General features: G+C 47.5%; 16 protein-coding genes. 7 read left to right on the plus strand and 9 right to left on the minus strand.

Annotation, left to right across the window (positions count from 1 at the left end; all coding sequences use genetic code 11):
* Window positions 1-12 precede the first annotated feature (12 nt).
* From J3U88_RS07515 to J3U88_RS07530, 4 genes are all read right to left on the minus strand, one after another.
* Window positions 13-609 carry a hypothetical protein gene (locus tag J3U88_RS07515; RefSeq protein ID WP_207857982.1) on the minus strand — a complete coding sequence of 199 codons (597 nt, stop codon included), beginning with the start codon at window positions 607-609 and terminating at the stop codon, window positions 13-15.
* 231 nt (window positions 610-840) lie between these two features.
* The gene (locus J3U88_RS07520) at window positions 841-2,931 is read right to left on the minus strand and encodes a vWA domain-containing protein (protein WP_207857984.1); all 2,091 of its coding nucleotides are present in this window, start codon (window positions 2,929-2,931) and stop codon (window positions 841-843) included.
* A 25-nt stretch (window positions 2,932-2,956) separates the two neighbouring features.
* A complete protein-coding gene (locus J3U88_RS07525) occupies window positions 2,957-4,021 on the minus strand; it encodes a hypothetical protein (protein ID WP_207857986.1) in 1,065 nt (354 codons plus the stop codon).
* 263 nt (window positions 4,022-4,284) lie between these two features.
* A complete protein-coding gene (locus tag J3U88_RS07530) occupies window positions 4,285-4,683 on the minus strand; it encodes a hypothetical protein (RefSeq protein WP_207857987.1) in 399 nt (132 codons plus the stop codon).
* Window positions 4,684-5,087: 404 nt separating this feature from the next.
* Between J3U88_RS07530 and J3U88_RS07535 the strand changes: the two genes are divergently transcribed.
* The 3 genes from J3U88_RS07535 to J3U88_RS07545 are packed head-to-tail and all read left to right on the plus strand — an operon-like array spanning window position 5,088 to window position 8,662.
* Window positions 5,088-5,534 (plus strand): hypothetical protein, encoded by a 447-nt coding sequence (locus tag J3U88_RS07535; RefSeq protein ID WP_207857990.1) that lies wholly within the window; start codon window positions 5,088-5,090, stop codon window positions 5,532-5,534.
* Complete coding sequence (locus J3U88_RS07540) at window positions 5,501-7,480, plus strand: hypothetical protein (protein WP_207857992.1); 1,980 nt, start codon at window positions 5,501-5,503, stop codon at window positions 7,478-7,480. The genes J3U88_RS07535 and J3U88_RS07540 overlap by 34 nt, the downstream gene beginning before the upstream one ends.
* A gap of 48 nt (window positions 7,481-7,528) precedes the next feature.
* Entirely contained in the window at window positions 7,529-8,662 is a 1,134-nt protein-coding gene (locus J3U88_RS07545) for a DUF4365 domain-containing protein (protein ID WP_207857994.1), read from the plus strand.
* 159 nt (window positions 8,663-8,821) lie between these two features.
* On the opposite strand, the gene J3U88_RS07550 is transcribed toward J3U88_RS07545, so the two are convergent.
* From J3U88_RS07550 to J3U88_RS07560, 3 genes are all read right to left on the minus strand, one after another.
* A complete protein-coding gene (locus J3U88_RS07550; RefSeq protein ID WP_207857995.1) occupies window positions 8,822-9,253 on the minus strand; it encodes a hypothetical protein in 432 nt (143 codons plus the stop codon).
* A 105-nt stretch (window positions 9,254-9,358) separates the two neighbouring features.
* Window positions 9,359-9,601, minus strand: coding sequence for a hypothetical protein (locus tag J3U88_RS07555; protein WP_207857997.1), 243 nt, complete (start codon window positions 9,599-9,601; stop codon window positions 9,359-9,361).
* 117 nt (window positions 9,602-9,718) lie between these two features.
* Entirely contained in the window at window positions 9,719-10,159 is a 441-nt protein-coding gene (locus J3U88_RS07560; protein ID WP_207857999.1) for a hypothetical protein, read from the minus strand.
* An 86-nt stretch (window positions 10,160-10,245) separates the two neighbouring features.
* Between J3U88_RS07560 and J3U88_RS07565 the strand changes: the two genes are divergently transcribed.
* Both J3U88_RS07565 and J3U88_RS07570 read left to right on the plus strand, forming a co-directional pair.
* On the plus strand, window positions 10,246-11,268 hold the full coding sequence (locus tag J3U88_RS07565) for a tyrosine-type recombinase/integrase (protein WP_207858000.1): 1,023 nt from the start codon (window positions 10,246-10,248) through the stop codon (window positions 11,266-11,268).
* 93 nt (window positions 11,269-11,361) lie between these two features.
* A complete protein-coding gene (locus J3U88_RS07570; protein ID WP_207858001.1) occupies window positions 11,362-11,796 on the plus strand; it encodes a hypothetical protein in 435 nt (144 codons plus the stop codon).
* Here J3U88_RS07570 and J3U88_RS07575 read toward each other — a convergent pair.
* Window positions 11,770-12,225 (minus strand): hypothetical protein, encoded by a 456-nt coding sequence (locus J3U88_RS07575; protein ID WP_207858002.1) that lies wholly within the window; start codon window positions 12,223-12,225, stop codon window positions 11,770-11,772. The two genes, J3U88_RS07570 and J3U88_RS07575, sit on opposite strands and share 27 nt — an antisense overlap.
* 102 nt (window positions 12,226-12,327) lie before the next feature.
* On the minus strand, window positions 12,328-12,744 hold the full coding sequence (locus tag J3U88_RS07580; RefSeq protein ID WP_207858003.1) for a hypothetical protein: 417 nt from the start codon (window positions 12,742-12,744) through the stop codon (window positions 12,328-12,330).
* 519 nt (window positions 12,745-13,263) lie between these two features.
* Here J3U88_RS07580 and J3U88_RS07585 point away from each other — a divergent pair.
* The gene (locus J3U88_RS07585) at window positions 13,264-13,641 is read left to right on the plus strand and encodes a hypothetical protein (RefSeq protein ID WP_207858004.1); all 378 of its coding nucleotides are present in this window, start codon (window positions 13,264-13,266) and stop codon (window positions 13,639-13,641) included.
* 463 nt (window positions 13,642-14,104) lie between these two features.
* A complete protein-coding gene (locus J3U88_RS07590) occupies window positions 14,105-15,631 on the plus strand; it encodes a TraM recognition domain-containing protein (RefSeq protein ID WP_207858005.1) in 1,527 nt (508 codons plus the stop codon).
* Window positions 15,632-15,639 lie beyond the last annotated feature (8 nt).

Below are 15,639 nucleotides of genomic sequence, written 5' to 3' on the forward strand. Positions count from 1 at the left end.
GGTTTGAGCGTGCTATTTGCCCAGGTCGCGGACCAGTTTTTCGAAAGCATCTTTTTGGGCTTGTTTCTGATTTTTTTGCTGTTGAGCCAAACGCTGTTCTCGTGCTGTGGATTCTTGGTCTTGCCGTTTCTGGCGGCGACGGGAACGCCACTTTTGCCACTGCTGCCAGATGGCGGAAATGGGTCCCAAGAGCACAAAAGCGACCGCTCCCGAGATCACTTGAATCGTGGTCATACTCCAACTCGTCCGAGCTTGGAGCCAGAAAAAACACCCCACATACCCGGCAATCGCAATAGCGACCCTGAGGAGTCGATCAGGGAGACCAGGGGTAAACAGGGCTTTGGCTATAAGAGGGCTGAGGATGAGCAACAGGTACCCTCCAAACAAAATGAGCAGGGGCGCAGTATCTAGCGTCATGATGGGAATTCCCCGCTGCGTCAGCGGCAAGACTTTCCGAAAGTGGAGGGCGGCAAGGACCCCCAGCACAATGAATCCGAAGTCTTTCGGGTTGACCGAACCATGGTTTTGTTGCCCATGCGAAAGTATTTGGCAGCCCAGTCCATAGCTCATGAGCGCGGTGGCAAAGAAGGCCCAGTTGATATCTGACATGTGGAATCTCCTGTGAAAAAATTCCGGGAGCCCCCATGTGCCTACTTCCAGATACACTTCGGGCAGAGAGCACGAAAATGACGGCTCCCGGTGTGGGGTGATGCGTGGATGCCTTTTTCAGATTGGCGACGTGAGATGCTTTGCAAAAGCGCCGCGTCTTGGATGAGGAGCCACTGATAAGGTCATGTCCGCATCAGGTGATGAGTGAGAATCAGTGAGGAATGAGGCGAATTAGATGACGTGCAGCCGATCTTTGACGCAGGGGTTTTCTTCCAAAAAGCGGTGACCGAGGGCGAAGGAATAAAAGACTACTTCAATGCCTTGGCGTTCCAGTTCGAGAACGACGTCACACAGGGTGGTGTCCGGGACCGGACAGGCATCTGCGCCGTCGCCCAGGACCAACAGTAAGCGTTCGCCAGGAGCAGTGCGGCCAGAAGTGAACATTGATGGAGCCTGTTGCAATGTGCGGGTGAGTTGCTCTCGATCACCACCATGAGTATTGAGCGTGCGTTTCAGGTCGTCATGGGTTTGCGTTGGATCGACAGGAAATACAACTGGATCAATGTCGCAGCCCGCTGGGGTTGAGTAACTGGCGGTGGATACCGGGGCATCAGGGTGCTGCGCCGCGTACCGCTGCAAACAACTGACCACCAGCTCGAAGCAGCTCATTTCCCCTACGCTCTGTTTCTGGAGGTACTTTGCGGCGATGCTCTCGGAGACTGGTCGCGCCATTGAGCCGGAGGTATCGACCAAGATCAGTACCTCAGACTGCGGCGTTTTGGGCGCTTGGAACAGCGACTGCGCTGGAGTTGAAGTTGAAGTGGCAGGGACTGCCTTGATGATCGGTTCCGTGTGGGGATTGGGGGGATGAGTGCCGGGTTTTGGCTGGTATTGCTGAGTGCCGGTTTTTCCTTGGTGAATGGCCACATTCTTTACCGAAGTGACTTCGAGATTTTCGGGGAGGGGGTCAGGCACATAGTGCCGAAGGGCATCCGGGTTCCCGACAATTTCCCGTGGGTCAATGTAACGCCAGCGGTCTGAGTTGCGGCGATCACCACGTCCATGGTCGCCAACACCTCCTGGAACGGGGATGATTTTGGTGTACTCAATGCCCTTGTGAACAATGCGCACTTCGGCTGGAATGGGCTCGCTACTGCGCCCGCTGTAGTGGTTAATGAAGAGCTTGAGTTGGCGCAAGTCTGCATCTGGTGAGTCATAGATGACCGTTTCATGGCCGTGGGTGGCCAAGGCCGCCCCACGACTGTAGTCCTTCAAAAAGTGGCCACCATATTGCGAGCTTTCCGTCCCCTCTTTCCGAAAGGAGAGCTCGTCATCGCCGGTGAATTGCGTGTAGAGGTCAAGGTCCACTGCACCGCTGGGAAAACGTAGTCCAATGGTGAGCGGGCCGGTGGTCTCACTGCTGGGGGCATCCAGGTCGAGTGCGGTAGGTTTTGCCTTCGGCGCTGTCCAAATTTTTGGCGTGGATTCGAGGATACCGTTCTTGATGGTCGCTCGTTCAAATTGGAAGACCTGTCCTTCTTTTTGGGAGGGATCAGGGGGAACGGTGATAGCGGGAAAGGCACTGGTAGGGATAGAATTGAGACGATCAATAGCGGACCCGAAAAAGTTCAGCGATCCGAATCCAGCTTGCATGAAGAGAGCATAGATCCGTTGCATTTTTTGTTGGTGCAGATCGCGGTAACCCGTGATCGAGGTGAAGTCTTCCAATGAGGGTTTGAAAAACACGTACAGATGGCAGTTTTGGAAAAAGCGGTCTGAGATGGTTCCAGTGTAGAAGATTGATTGAGGCTCGTGAAGTACCCCATCTGTCGGATAGGCATTCCTCATGTCGTTAAAGGTGTTCTCCGTTGATGTGACAATCGGAGAGCCGACCCAGACGAGATGATAGTCATACTCAGGGCCAAATTCCGTAGCCGTGAAATTGCGCAGGTACCTCACCAGGTTCGCCTTAAATCCTGGGGTTGGAGAAGTCAGCTCCTTGAGTATCACCGGTAATTTGGAAAGCTCCTGGACGTGGACTTTGTAAAGGAGTGCTCTCCGTTGCTCGGGGGTTCGGTTTTCAAGCCGGTGGTCCAGTTTGATCACGAAGCGGCGTTGCAGGGTGTGCATGGAAACCAGACTCAGAATGTCTCCGGGACGAAGTTTGGTTAACAGCAAATCGGAAAGCGCGTTCCTCAGCGCGTCTTCCTGGTCACCAGAAAGGTGCGGTGACACCACGATTTCAATTACGGCAGGTCCAGAAGCATGACCATGGAAACAAGCGAACTGGATGGTAACCAAAAGGAATAAAAGTCGAATCATGTGAAACTCCTTGAATGAGTGATGATTATTTGTTGAGCAGGGATTGGAATTGGGTAACGGCATTGGTGAGATAAATGGATTCGTTGATCGCCAGGTTCTCCTCATAGTTCGACAACACTTCAATGCGACGATCCAGTTGGATAAGAACGCGATCCAGCTCTTGGGCGGTTTTGACATGGGACTCATAGACTTTGGAGGGATGAAGGGTATGCGTAATGTCAGTGACGACGGCATGCCGGGCACAGATCCGTGAGGCGTAAATGAGCAACAAGGTACTGGTACTGATTTCCAGAATGATTTGGGTTAACAGCGACACGTAGTTGACCAGTTGGCGATTGATCGTTTCGGTGGGTACAGTTCCGCTAAACAGCCCTCCAGGCGCAGGTGCTTGCGGCATGTTTTGATAGGCAAAGAGCATCATGTAGATGAACAAGCTGCCGAGCATGGTGTAGAACAACGAACTCAAATACTTCTCTTTCGCCTTCTCTGTGGGTAAGGTGTCAAAGCGCTCTTTAACGCCAAAAGCAGGCATTAAAAAGACCAAAGAACTTAAGACTACGACCGACCAAGGGGCATCAAGAAAAACAAGATTGTTTTGCTTGAGATTGATGCTCAGGTTACTGATACCAAAAAGAGCGGTAACTAAAGAGCCGACCCCACACATAATTGCTTTCATTTTTTGCACAGGGGTCCAGTTGTAGCTCACCACTGAAGTTTGTTTCTTGGAGCATTTTTGGCTGTTCTCAATGAGTTCTTGCTGTTCGGTTCGGTCTTGAGTCACGAATTCTTTTTGTTGATTATGAGAGTTGAGCTCGGCTTTTACCTGTTTCGAATTCATGTGGTTGGCTTGATGAAATAGTGCGTGATGGTGACTACGGATGCATTCTTCGGCTTCCGGTAAGGTGGTACGACTGTTGGTCACCTCTACGTATTTCCGGGTCGCATAGGTGCTGTCTACCGGTGGGGTGATGACTTCAGGAACCGTACCCATATCTTTAATGTAGTCACTGTCGTCTTTGTTGTTTGAAAACGTTTTCCCAGTGGTGATAGGGGTTCGTTTGGTTCCTCGAACAAAGGAAAGCAATTTCATAAGTACCCTCCATGTTTTGACTGATTTTTGGACATAGTTACTCCTTCCCCGGCCGCATTGCGCGGCCGGGCTCCATGGTTGGATGGGAATTTGAGCGCACTTCGGCCAGCGCTCTGAAAATCAGAGGGGTGCCTTGCGCGCCGAGCAGGGTGAATTTGGCCGGTTGATAAACTGTTGGCTAACTTTTATGGATTTGTTGGCGGGCAATCGTCATTGCCCAGCCTCGGTGGCAGCGCGCTTGGTATGTAAAATTGATGCTCCGGCTATTCAGAGATAAAGCGCAAAAGCGCAGAAACGGGGATGGGTAAGGCCCCAAATCGGGAAAGATCTTCGCCAAGGCAGACGATCTTCTGATGGTGCAGAAGTTTGATTTTGAGGAGTTCCGATTGATCACGAATGACTTGTTCGAACATTCGCTCATTGCTCAGCGCAACGTTCAGATTTGGTTTCTTGTTTGAATAGTCAAGAATGAATTCGCGGAAGTGTAAGTTTTCCTGAAAGTAAATAGCGTATTTAAAGGGCTGGCTTGATAGATCAGGCGGAGGGTTAATGGTGAAGCGAAATTGAAACAGGAGGTGATGATCGATGTTTTCGTTTGATTTAGAATGATATTTATTAGGCTGATTGATGTTATGTAGTTGTTTTTGGACTATTTGTTTCATATTCCACCATCCCTTTGTATTGTGTCTATAATGGTTGTGGTTGGTAACCAGAATACACTCTTGATGAAAAAGCTTGTGTGCAGAAAAAACAGCTGTCTATTTTATGTAGTGGTAAAGCTTGCTGTAAGCCTTATTAACTCTCTCAATCAAGTGTGTCACCAGTATAATCCAGTTAAATCCATGAGCAGCTTACAGCTTCGCTTACAGATTTAAAAAATTCCAATCGCTGTAAGTCAAGTTGTAAGTGATTTAGCTGATCATGTTGCTTGGAATAACCAAAAAGTTTGTAAGCCTTGACTGCAACTTGAAAGTCTGTAAAATAAACCTCTCTTTCACTTCTTAAGATGACTAAAAAGAAACGATATCCACTTGAGGAGTTACCTGACCCATATGATTCAAGATGGATGGGGAAACGTGATAACTTTAAAACATCAACCTCTGATCCCTGGACGAAGGAAAACTGCCCTGATTTTGAGAGGTTTCAGGTTGTAGAAGCTATCGCTAGGTTGCAAATCCTCGAAGCAAGAAAGCGAACAGTAAGGGGACGCTATCCGCGTGAAGACGAGATCCCTGATGACCCAGATGAACTACGACAACAATATCGAGAATTGTTCAGAGAAAAAAAGCTTCTGGAAGCAAAGGCTTTTAAGCTACGTGACGAGGTATTGGAATGGCACCGCTTTGACATTGAGTTCATGTCTCATTTAAGAAACTTATTGAATGCTATGGGGATCGAAGATACAGTTAATGAACTGTATTACGAAATGCGCAAGAGACATGACGGTAACGGGTGGAGTTATCGGGAAGGAGATGTAACTTGGTGGGCATCGAAAAAGAGCATTCAGGAATAATCTCGGCCGGTTACAGATTTAAAGCATGGAATCCAGAGACACCTACCTTTTGGATTGAAGTCCAAATCACACAAACAGTGGAAGGACATGATAACAAGAATGAAAAATTGAAAAAAATCCATCTTGAAGGGTGTTACATCGACTCAGAACAGAAGATTGATTTTGGGGATTTTTTTCACAGGGATTCTAGACATAAAGACTATAGTTTAATGATTGTCTTTCTCTATCATGTTATTGCGGAATCGAGGTGTTCTGGCGTGGTTTTAAATACAGAATACTTTCAAAAGGTATTTGATGAATATAATTTTTCTAGAGGTGTGTCGTCAATACATACTCTTGCTTACAGGGTGCGTGGTCATTTTACAGATTCAGTAACAAAAGAAAAGTTAAGAAAAATGCCACGCGTATTTCCGAAAAAGTATTTATCAGCGCTTCAGGAAAATAAAAGAAAATTCAAATGGCTTGGCAAAGTAGAGCCCCTTTCTTTGTCTTTGACTGGGGCGGGATATAAAATAAATATAAATAAGGATATCAAGAGCGAGATCTGTATTGAAAAGCCTGGCAGCGTGCCCCCAAAAAAAGATCCAGCAGACAAAGATAATACCGTTCTTTGTTTAGAAGGTGATGTAACTTCTCTAGATGCTTTGGAGATTCATCTATTACGATTAGAGAGTGAAAAGAGCTTTGCCGAAAGAAAAGTCACGAAAGACCAGGTAATAAAAACCCCTGTGCTTAATTTAAATCCAAGGAGGATGCTGTTTCCCGAGTTCTCAAATAAGGAATTTTTGCGTTGCCGGCAAGATCTCTTTTCTCGTGAATTCGAATATGTTTACTTTTCTGCTCTCAGAAGATCAACTGATGGTTTGCAAGCCCCTTTTAGGGCATATGAAACCTTAGATTTAGATCCCCATATGAGCACATGGACAAGTGAGCTTTCAAAGCTGTACTCTCTTGCTGAATACAGAATGGGTATTAGACGTAGTAAATTGATTCAAGAAAAAATCGAACAGGAAGCTATTAGCCTTTCCCTTGTTGATGAGATAAACCTTCTATTGTGGAAGTTTGAAATGACTTTTGAAAGCTTTGAATTTAATTCAGCCGTACAAGTAGCTGATGATATCTTTCTGTTGAGTCAACATTTGAGCGGCGTTATGAGAAGATTTTATTCAGGACTTGCACTGTACAACAAAGCGATTGTACAAATACGCATATACCAGGAGGACCTCACACGTGGGCAAGGCTTTGAGCTTTCAGAGAGTACCCCATTTAAAACGCTTCACCAGCTTGAAAATCACATGAATTCGAATGAATTTTGGAAAAGCAAATATTTAGCATACCTTCGCGCTGTTTCCAATAATCTTCTAACTGTTTTTGGATCGCAAGGTGATGAGATAATTACGGGGATATTTTCGGTCAATATTCCGTTTGCAATTTTGGACCCAAATGATCCTCGCAGGAGAAACCTCAAGTCAATTGACTATCTTTCAAATGTTGAAAAATCAAAAAGAGGACTCAATGAAATCTATTACGTTATGTCTTTTTACGACACAATTGAAGACTTTTTTCTTTTTGCTAAAGAGGTGTTGACTCGCGGAGAGCTGCAATATATTAAAGCTATTGAATCAAATACAAAACGTGTCTCAGGAAAAACTCAGCATGCGTCATTTCGGGAAGAATATGAATATCTAAAAAACGCCCGAAGTTCATTCTTGCAAGAAAAAAACTATCACATGTGGGCAAAGTGTTGTTTTCAGCTTGCCATGACTGTTCGTGCTGCGAAATGGAGAAATTCTCAAGATGAAGCAGTGGCTTACCTTAAGGCAGCATTTCTGGTGTTTCAGATACAAAAAAATCGAATGATGGGGGTCGCATGTTTACAGCAACTGGGCTATCCTACACCAATTACCGACAACTTCATGGAGCACATTGAACCACTCCTTAGGTGATAAAATCTTACACTTTCTTGAGGCACTTCAGAAGATTGACGAGGAAATATGACTATTAAGCGATATGTTATAGAAGACTTAAATTTGGTTAAGAATATTTTAGATGAAAAAGTTTGCTATATATGGAACAGGAGAAAACAAACCAATCCATCCTTCAAATCTGGTGACGTTATTGCAATTGCTGAACCTTTTCAAGTTTGGGCAAATGGGCTTATTCCAAATAAGAGATTGCCAAAGGGAATTGAGCCTGATGGAATTGTGTTTAAAGTTGATGGAAAAGCGCCCAGCTGGCAGCAAGCAATTAATATGTCAACAGAATTCTGTCGAATCTACCTGCCTGTACTTAACTATAAGCGTATATCACCTGATAATATCTTCAACTTAGAAGAGCATGGGTTCTCTGATCGTGAATCGTTTTTCAACTTTTTAGGTCTAGATAAAAGGGGTCGGTTTCCAGGAAGAAAAACTTCGAAAAAACGGGAAGAGCGGTTGCCTCACTTTGGTTTTCTATGGGTCTACCAGGTTGGAAAACCTGAGATACGCAACCCTCTGGAAAACGTTGAATACCAGCAAGAAATCCTTCCGTATGGCACAAGGCATTCTCTTTCAAACAGCACACCTGATATCAAGGTTAAAGCGGAAAAACCTTCAAATAAAAACAACCAAAAATCAGACTGCATAGCTAAAAACCTACTTCTGACAGGGGAAGTGTTCAAGGAGCTATCATCAGATCAAAAAGAAAAAGTATCTCAATCGGAAGTTCAAAAAATCTTTCTTGCAGCTGGATTAGACCCCGAGTTGTACTCAGACAAGAAGTTTGCAGTAGATATGTTTGTTGATATTTTAAATGAAAAAAAGAAGCCCACAGGTAAGAAGTTGCTTGTCCAGCTGAAGTCCGGCGATTCATACTTCAGGAGTATGAATCGAAATGGCGAAATTCGTTTTTCGTTTGGATCAATAGAGCAAGTAATTTACATCGCAAATAGGCGGTTTCCTGTGTTTTTGGTGATGAGAAATTCCAAGGGAGAGATTTTTTGGATGGAAGTAAGAGAAAAACTTCAACAGTCACTTTTGGAAGGGAAGAGAATCAGGTCATTTGTATTTCAAAGTGAACCTTTTACTGTAAAAAATATCCACAGGAAAATCAAAGAGATCTTCAATACAAAAAATCCTTGGGATTAGTGACTAGCGTTTTTTCGTGAATTTTTAAGTTATAAGGTTTCGAGGGGGGAAACCTTGCTGCCTAACTTCGACCGTAAAGTTGTCGCAACCCCCAACAGCAGCCAGACGTGTCCTTTCACAAGAATGCTTCCCCAACTTTGACGGTGAAGTTGGCCTGGTTCAGGAATCCAGCCTTCCGTCAATGAAGAGCTTTCGGTACAGCTCGGTTCCTGCGGTTTGTCGATGACCGTTGGCGATCTCAAAGAAGGTTTCGGCCGCAGCAGTGAGGTCCCGCCACTTGTAGGTGTTGCTGGTGATGAATCCTGGCCGGTTTTGATCGAGGTGGATCTCAAAGCCGTGTACCAAGGCGGCCAAGTCTGGGGTGTCCAACTCGCTGAAGTAGGCGACGGGGAGCGGAGTTGATGCGGAATTGAAAGCGCGCTGGAGTGCGGCCAGCATGGCAAGGAACTGTTTCGTTTCCGGCTCGGAGAGAACGGCAAGAAGCGGTCGGCCGTTTTTCGTTACAGGGCGACCAAGTCGACTTGCTAACTTGGCCAGTTGTTTGAACTCGTGTGTTTCATATCCATCGCTTGCGGCCGTTTCGATGGTCACTGTCCGTGCCGGATCGATTTCCGCGTGTACCAGCTGGTCTTCGACAGCCTCCGCTTCTTTTTGGGACAGGCCTTTTGTATCCGCTGTGTGAACCAGAGTTGCTGCCTAGCGAAAGCCCTGCTCGGTTTCTTCAGCTTGGTGGCGTTCTGTTTTGGTGCGCCTCAGGTTTTTCTTGTGAGGCGCTTGCCTCAACTGGAAGTTTTCACGGCGAGATTGCCCCTCGTTTCGAAGTCGCTTCTCTTTGGTTTTGGCCCGCTGGAAGTCACTATTCTTCTCAATTTCTTCTGTGATCGTTAGCTTTTGCTCCCTGGCATTAAGCAGTGCCAGTTTGTCTTTCAGGCGCGACATTCGTGCAGTGCATTCTTCTTTTACGAGATGGCGATGATCCGGTGCTTGTGGAGCGATCTCTGGCATGAGTGGACGGGAACGTAACGGTAAACATTTTGCCGAGGAATCGGTATGAAATCAAATTCGTTTGCCCGTCCACTGGAACATGAGCTCATCAACTACAGGAGAAAGAGAGGGAGAATCGGTTAACAAAGCCTTCATCGCATCCATTTGTTTTATGAGGGCAGGTTCCTGTTGAAGAATTGGCCCTGCCACTTCATCTGTCATGAGCTTCCAGACGATGTCAGTAAGATTGGCTATTTGCTTTTTGGTGATTTCATCGATCTTCCGCTGGGATTCTTTGATCTGCTGCTCGGCCGCTCTTTCCGCCATTTCAAGGCGTTCAATCTTTGACAACAACCTCAATTCTTCTGATTTGAGCCGTTGGGCCTTTCTATGGGCTTTGTCTGCTTCACGGTTTAACGCTTCGGCCGCTTTTGAAGTATTGACTCGGGTTTGGCTCCACACCGGCACGGATGCGGCAAGTATGAACGTGATAATGGTGACCAGGATACGCATGGACATCCTCCAACTTATGAGTTGGGGAACTCCTTGTGTGACGGCCAGTTTTCCCGTATCGTGCTGCCGATAATTAGAGTTACCAGATGTTGACCCCCAATTCGCCCTCCATTCCTGAGCCGACCATGGAAAGTTTCCGATTGCTTGCTTTCGACAAAAAAATCCTTTTACGCCAAGCCCTGGAATCATTTGTGGCCAAGCAAAAATCTCCAGAAACAGCCCGCGCATACCGGCGCGAGGTCGCCGGGTTTTTAGCTTTTGCCAAGGGGCTCGGCTGGTCCATTGAAGAACTGCAAATGGTTGAGCTGAGCACCCTATGTGACCAAGTCTTCCGCTATTTGCAGCAGGGCCTGCGACGTGACCCCGCAACCAAAGCTCCGCTCAACCCAAAAAGCTATAATCGGCGAAAATTCGCTCTGCAATCCTTTTTTAAGTACTTGCGCTGCTATCATGGGTACGCAGGGCTCAATCCCGCTGAATTCATCGACAAACTTCCAGTGCATGGCAAGAGCAACACAAACTGCCTTAATAAAGATGAAATTCTAAAAATCTTGCGCTACCTAAAAAGCGCGGCAGTCGATGAGGGTAGCACCCGCAACTACCTGCTGGTCCTGTGCATGCTGGTATTCTGCCTTCGCAGAAAAGAAGCAGCGACGTTGAGTTGGTCGCAAATCGATGAGATCGATGCCAGAATCACGTTTACTCAAAAGGGTTTACGAGAGAAGGTAAATCCCATCAGTCACCTGTTACTCAAACTTCTTCTTGAGTACCGGAACAAATACGGCAAAGAAGATAGTTACCTTTTTCGCCCGATACGGGATCGGCGCAGTAAAGAATCGAATAAACCTGTTTCCGGGGAGTTTGTGTATAACTTGGTGACTACCACGGCCAAGAAGGTGCTCCCTGAAAAGTCCGGCGTGACCCCGCATAGCTTCAGATCATCATTCATTTCCAACGGTTTGGATATGACAGACGACCTTACCCGGTTGATGAATGCCAGTGGACATAGTTCCGTAGAGATGCTGCTGTACTACGACCTTCGCAGCAAATTGAGGGTCAACTTTTCTAACGAAGTCGCCGCGTGGCTGCATGACGAAGGGGTCATTTGAGGTATACTTGACAGGTTACGGGAACTCTAATTATCATGAATTCGCGGATACTCAAAAAATTCGTTCCCCTTTTATACCCTATTCCCCCGATGTATGCCTGAACGTCCCCTGTTTGTGTTCGATCCTAACCCCAAAATCTGCAATTTGGTCGAACGCCACCTTCGTCGCAACAACATTCCGGCAGAAACGTTTCCGACGTCATCACAGCTTCTGTTCCGTTTCCTCACGTTGGCGCAACAGCATGGCGCACCGGAAAAAGGATCGGGCCAACCTAGCTCTTGTTCGGCAGTACTTCTGGATTTGGACCCGGTGGATGAAGCGCTCTATTCCGCCTATCGAATTTTTGAATTCGAACGCAAATGGTCACTCACCCCAACATTCCTGGCCGGATACACGATGAATCCGAAGCTGGTAAAGATGAAATACGAGGTCGCCGGTATTAAGCGTATTTTTGGAACTGGCCTTGATCCCGAATGGATTGAGGGGTTCGCTCGTGACCCATCATGTTTCCGGGATCGCGAGATCTGAAGTTTCTGAATCGGCTTCGGCCGGTGGCGTTTTCATGCTTTTTTCCGGTGGTGCTATTCGGTGTTTGATCGTTCCATCACCGCTGCAAACAATCACTTCTGCCGGTGGCCTTTCTGCCGGTGGAAAGACGAAAGCAAGTGTGGGTTTCCCTTTTACGGGGTGGACCATGACCGGAATGCCTTCGCGACGGGCAACCAAGTCAAATTCGTCTTTGACGATCTGATGTCGCTGGCCACCACCAAGGTCGAAATAGTTGTTGTGCCCGTCATAATGGGCTTCACGAGCTTCCAGAAGCGTCAGGAGTCGTTCGTGGTACTGTTCTTCTGTGAGGTGAACCTGGGGCCGGTGGGCTGGTCCGCTTTTTTTGCGTTTCTTCTTGGGTTTTGCCATTGTACCAGCTTGTCCTTTTTCAGCTCTTTGTGATTTCACATTACGCTCAGGAGGAGGTTTTCAAAAGCGTAATGCCTGGCAATATTACAGCCTTTTGGAGCACTGCTTGACTTGAACTTTCTTTGCGTTCTCGCTGAGTTTTTACTTTCCGTTGAGGAGTTTCGGCATTTCTCCAAAGAGCAGATACTCTACTGAAACGTCGAGGTATTTGGCCACGGCATTGAGGTCATTAAAGAGATCGCCTCGGCGTAGTTTTTTCAGGAAGTCGTTGCAGCGCTTGATGTGCGATGCAGGGTTGATGGTGTCTTTTTTTGAACCGAGCCGTTGACCGAGTTCTCCTCGGCGGTATTGCGTATGTTCCTTGAGAAAAATTTCGATACGTTTCGCTATTACGGTTCCTCGGAGGCGTCGTACAGATTGCATTAAAAAACCATAAAATTGTGAAACGAATTTGGAAAAGTCGACCAAATCAGTCGAATTTTTACATGAGCTTCTTGCCAAAATCAAATTTTGGGCGGTAGCCTCGGTCGTTGCGACACAACAAACTTTTTTCCTCATTCATGACCTGTTTTCACTACCTTCGTCTCCAGATTGTTCGCTTTCCCATTGGACCTCCGGCGAAATTTGAACGCTCCAACTCTTTTTTCTTTTTTTCCGCCCATCATGAACCAATCAAAAATTTCCATCGGTGAACTCAATACGGCGACCAAGGAAATCCGAGAAAGCCTTGCCGACCTTCAAGCAATTTTAGAATTCCTCGAAGAAGAACATCCTGAATCCGCTGCCTATGCCAAAATCCAACACAACCTCTTCCAAGTTTTTCGTGGGGTGAATCGGGTATTGCATTTGGCTTACCGGGCAACGCGGTAACAGACTTTGACTTCGCTTTTTTTCCTTTCCCATGTTTCAACCACACTCCCTGATTTCCTCACGGCCTCGCCCCAAAGATCGATCACGCCTGTTTCAACCGGGTCGCCATAGCCGGATTCTTATCGCCCTCTTGCAGCGATATACACGATTGAGCCTGAAAGGCTTACTCGCTCACTAGGTCCCTTTTTTTCTTTCTTCTTGCTTCTCATGCCCAACAACCCCGAATACCCCACCCAACTTCTGGAAATCCCACCCGCCGACGCGATTCACATCAACCGGCTGTTGTGCGGAACATTGGAGCCGGAATCTTTTGAATCCGTTGAGACCCATCTGCACCAATGTTGGCATCGACCTTCTCGGGTCAGTTTAGTGTTACTTGCCTGTAATGAAATCCTCGAAGGACACGGGATAGAACCCATCTATGGCCACGATCACTGGGATGTGTACCATGGCAATGTGGAAGCCAGCTATGTGAATATGGGCGATCTTTACCTTCCCACCGTCATTCGCGACCATCGTTGGGACGATTGGCGGGTTACCAGTATCGACCAGTTCATGGAACAGCATGAGGGCCGTTTTCGGTGATTTTATGGAGGTGGTGAATGGGTAACGGTTGTGGATCGAATGGTGATGAACGATGACAGGTGAACGAGAGGTAGTGGACGATGACTCAGAACGAGAGTGGATGACGATGACTGCTTCACCATGGCTGAAAGAGTCGGTGGGCCGAGGAGGTGGCGGCTATATTGAATATATGAAATATATGCGACCAATCCTTTTGGTGCCTTTACCTGAGGAGAACAGGGCAAACACAAACCATGCACGTTCCCCATAAAGACGGCATACATTCACCATAATGATCCCCATAGTGATCGCCAAAATGACACGCAAAATGACCGCCATACGTTCACCATAATGATCCCCATACGCACACCCATAATGACCGCCAAAATGACACGCAAAATGATCACCAAAATGACACGCATACGTGCCGCCAAAAAGACCGCCATACGTTCGGTCGTTCTTTCTGTCCTTTTTGTCCTCTCCCTTGAAATTCTGGAAGCTTCTGCTCGGCCTGGAAAAATTCCCGACAACCTTCACGCCCACCAAAAACTTGGGCTGGTGGCGGGTACCGTTTCTCCACAAATGGATTGCGGTCATCCGTCTCAAGTGGCTTTTGCCGCTGCCTGCTCTCCGTCGGCATGCCGCCATGTTTTCGAAGTCAGGTTCAGGGAAGTCCTACTTTCTGTACCTGTTTCTGCTCACCATCAAAATCCATTGGGGGGTATGGCCTTGGGTTCCGCAGGTCAATTCTCGGCGCAGCCTGTTGCTCTTTGACCCACATGGTGATTTAGCGGAAAAGTGTGCTCAAAACCCAACGTTGCTCCGGGAAGCCCTCCGAGCGCACCGTCGTGGGAAAGCTCCCAACCTCATGTTCATTTCGCCTACGCTCTGTACCAACTCCATCCCTTGTTGTAATCCCTTTGATCGGCGCGGGAAACGTGATTCGAAGGCGACGCGTGAGGTTCTGGCGCAGTACCTCACTTCGACCTTTGCGGCCATGCTCAGCCGGGGCGACGTTTCGCTGAGTTTCCGCATGGAGGCGCTGCTCACCCCAATGTTTACGGTACTGCTCGCGATAGCGAGACAAGGTCGTGAAGTCACTTTCTTCGATCTCCTGCGGTTTCTCAAGGACGATCAAAACCGGGACTTGGTGGAATTCGGGATGAAGAAGCTCAAGAATCCTGGCATGAACCTGTTTTTTCGGGAGACGTTTATGGAGAAGCAATTGGTGTCGACCAAGTTCGCGTTGCGGGTGAAGTTGGCGAAGCTTTTGAGCTCTCGGATGTTTGTGCGCCTGCTCTGCCAAAAACAAAGTTCCTGGGATTTGGAGACGGCACTCAATAGCGGAAAAACGGTCCTGATCGATGGTTCGGTTTCTCAATTGGGTCGCGAAGTCTCTGAAATCTATGGCCGGACCATTACGGCTTTGACGCAGGCCTATGCGTTTTTACGGGCTCGGCGGCGTCACCAGAAGTTCATGCCGATATATTTTATCGTCGATGAAGCCGCCTCATTTTTAACCGAAGACGTACGGGTAATTCTTACTCAGGCGAGGAAGTTTGGACTGCATCTTATTCTTTGTCAGCAGATGGTGAAACAGGCTGGGATGAGTCAGGACATGCATGAAACGATCATGGGAAACACCGCGCTCAAGGTGGTCGGCAACGCCGGGCATACCACGAAAAAAGTGCTGGCGGCAGAGATGGAAGTCCCTCTGGCTGATCTCACCCACTTGTCGGTTGGTTCCTTTGTGCTCAAGGCTGATGGCCGGGGGCATCGTCGGGTCAAGCTGCCCTCATTCTGGCTCAAGGAGGGGTCGAAGTCTCTGGATCGAACCTGGGCCAAGGTGAAGCCGATCTTACTCTCGCACTATTCCCCTGATGCCGTTGCTGGAGAAGGCCCTGGGAACACCAATACCGGGGCAGCAATGACGGCGAAACGATTTGGTCCAAAGTTCAATACGTTGCCGTTCCGCGTGGTTCCCTTTTTCTTTCTTTTGCCCTTGCTATGAATCTGACG

It is taken from the genome of Acanthopleuribacter pedis (genome assembly GCF_017377855.1).
GTDB lineage: Bacteria > Acidobacteriota > Holophagae > Acanthopleuribacterales > Acanthopleuribacteraceae > Acanthopleuribacter > Acanthopleuribacter pedis.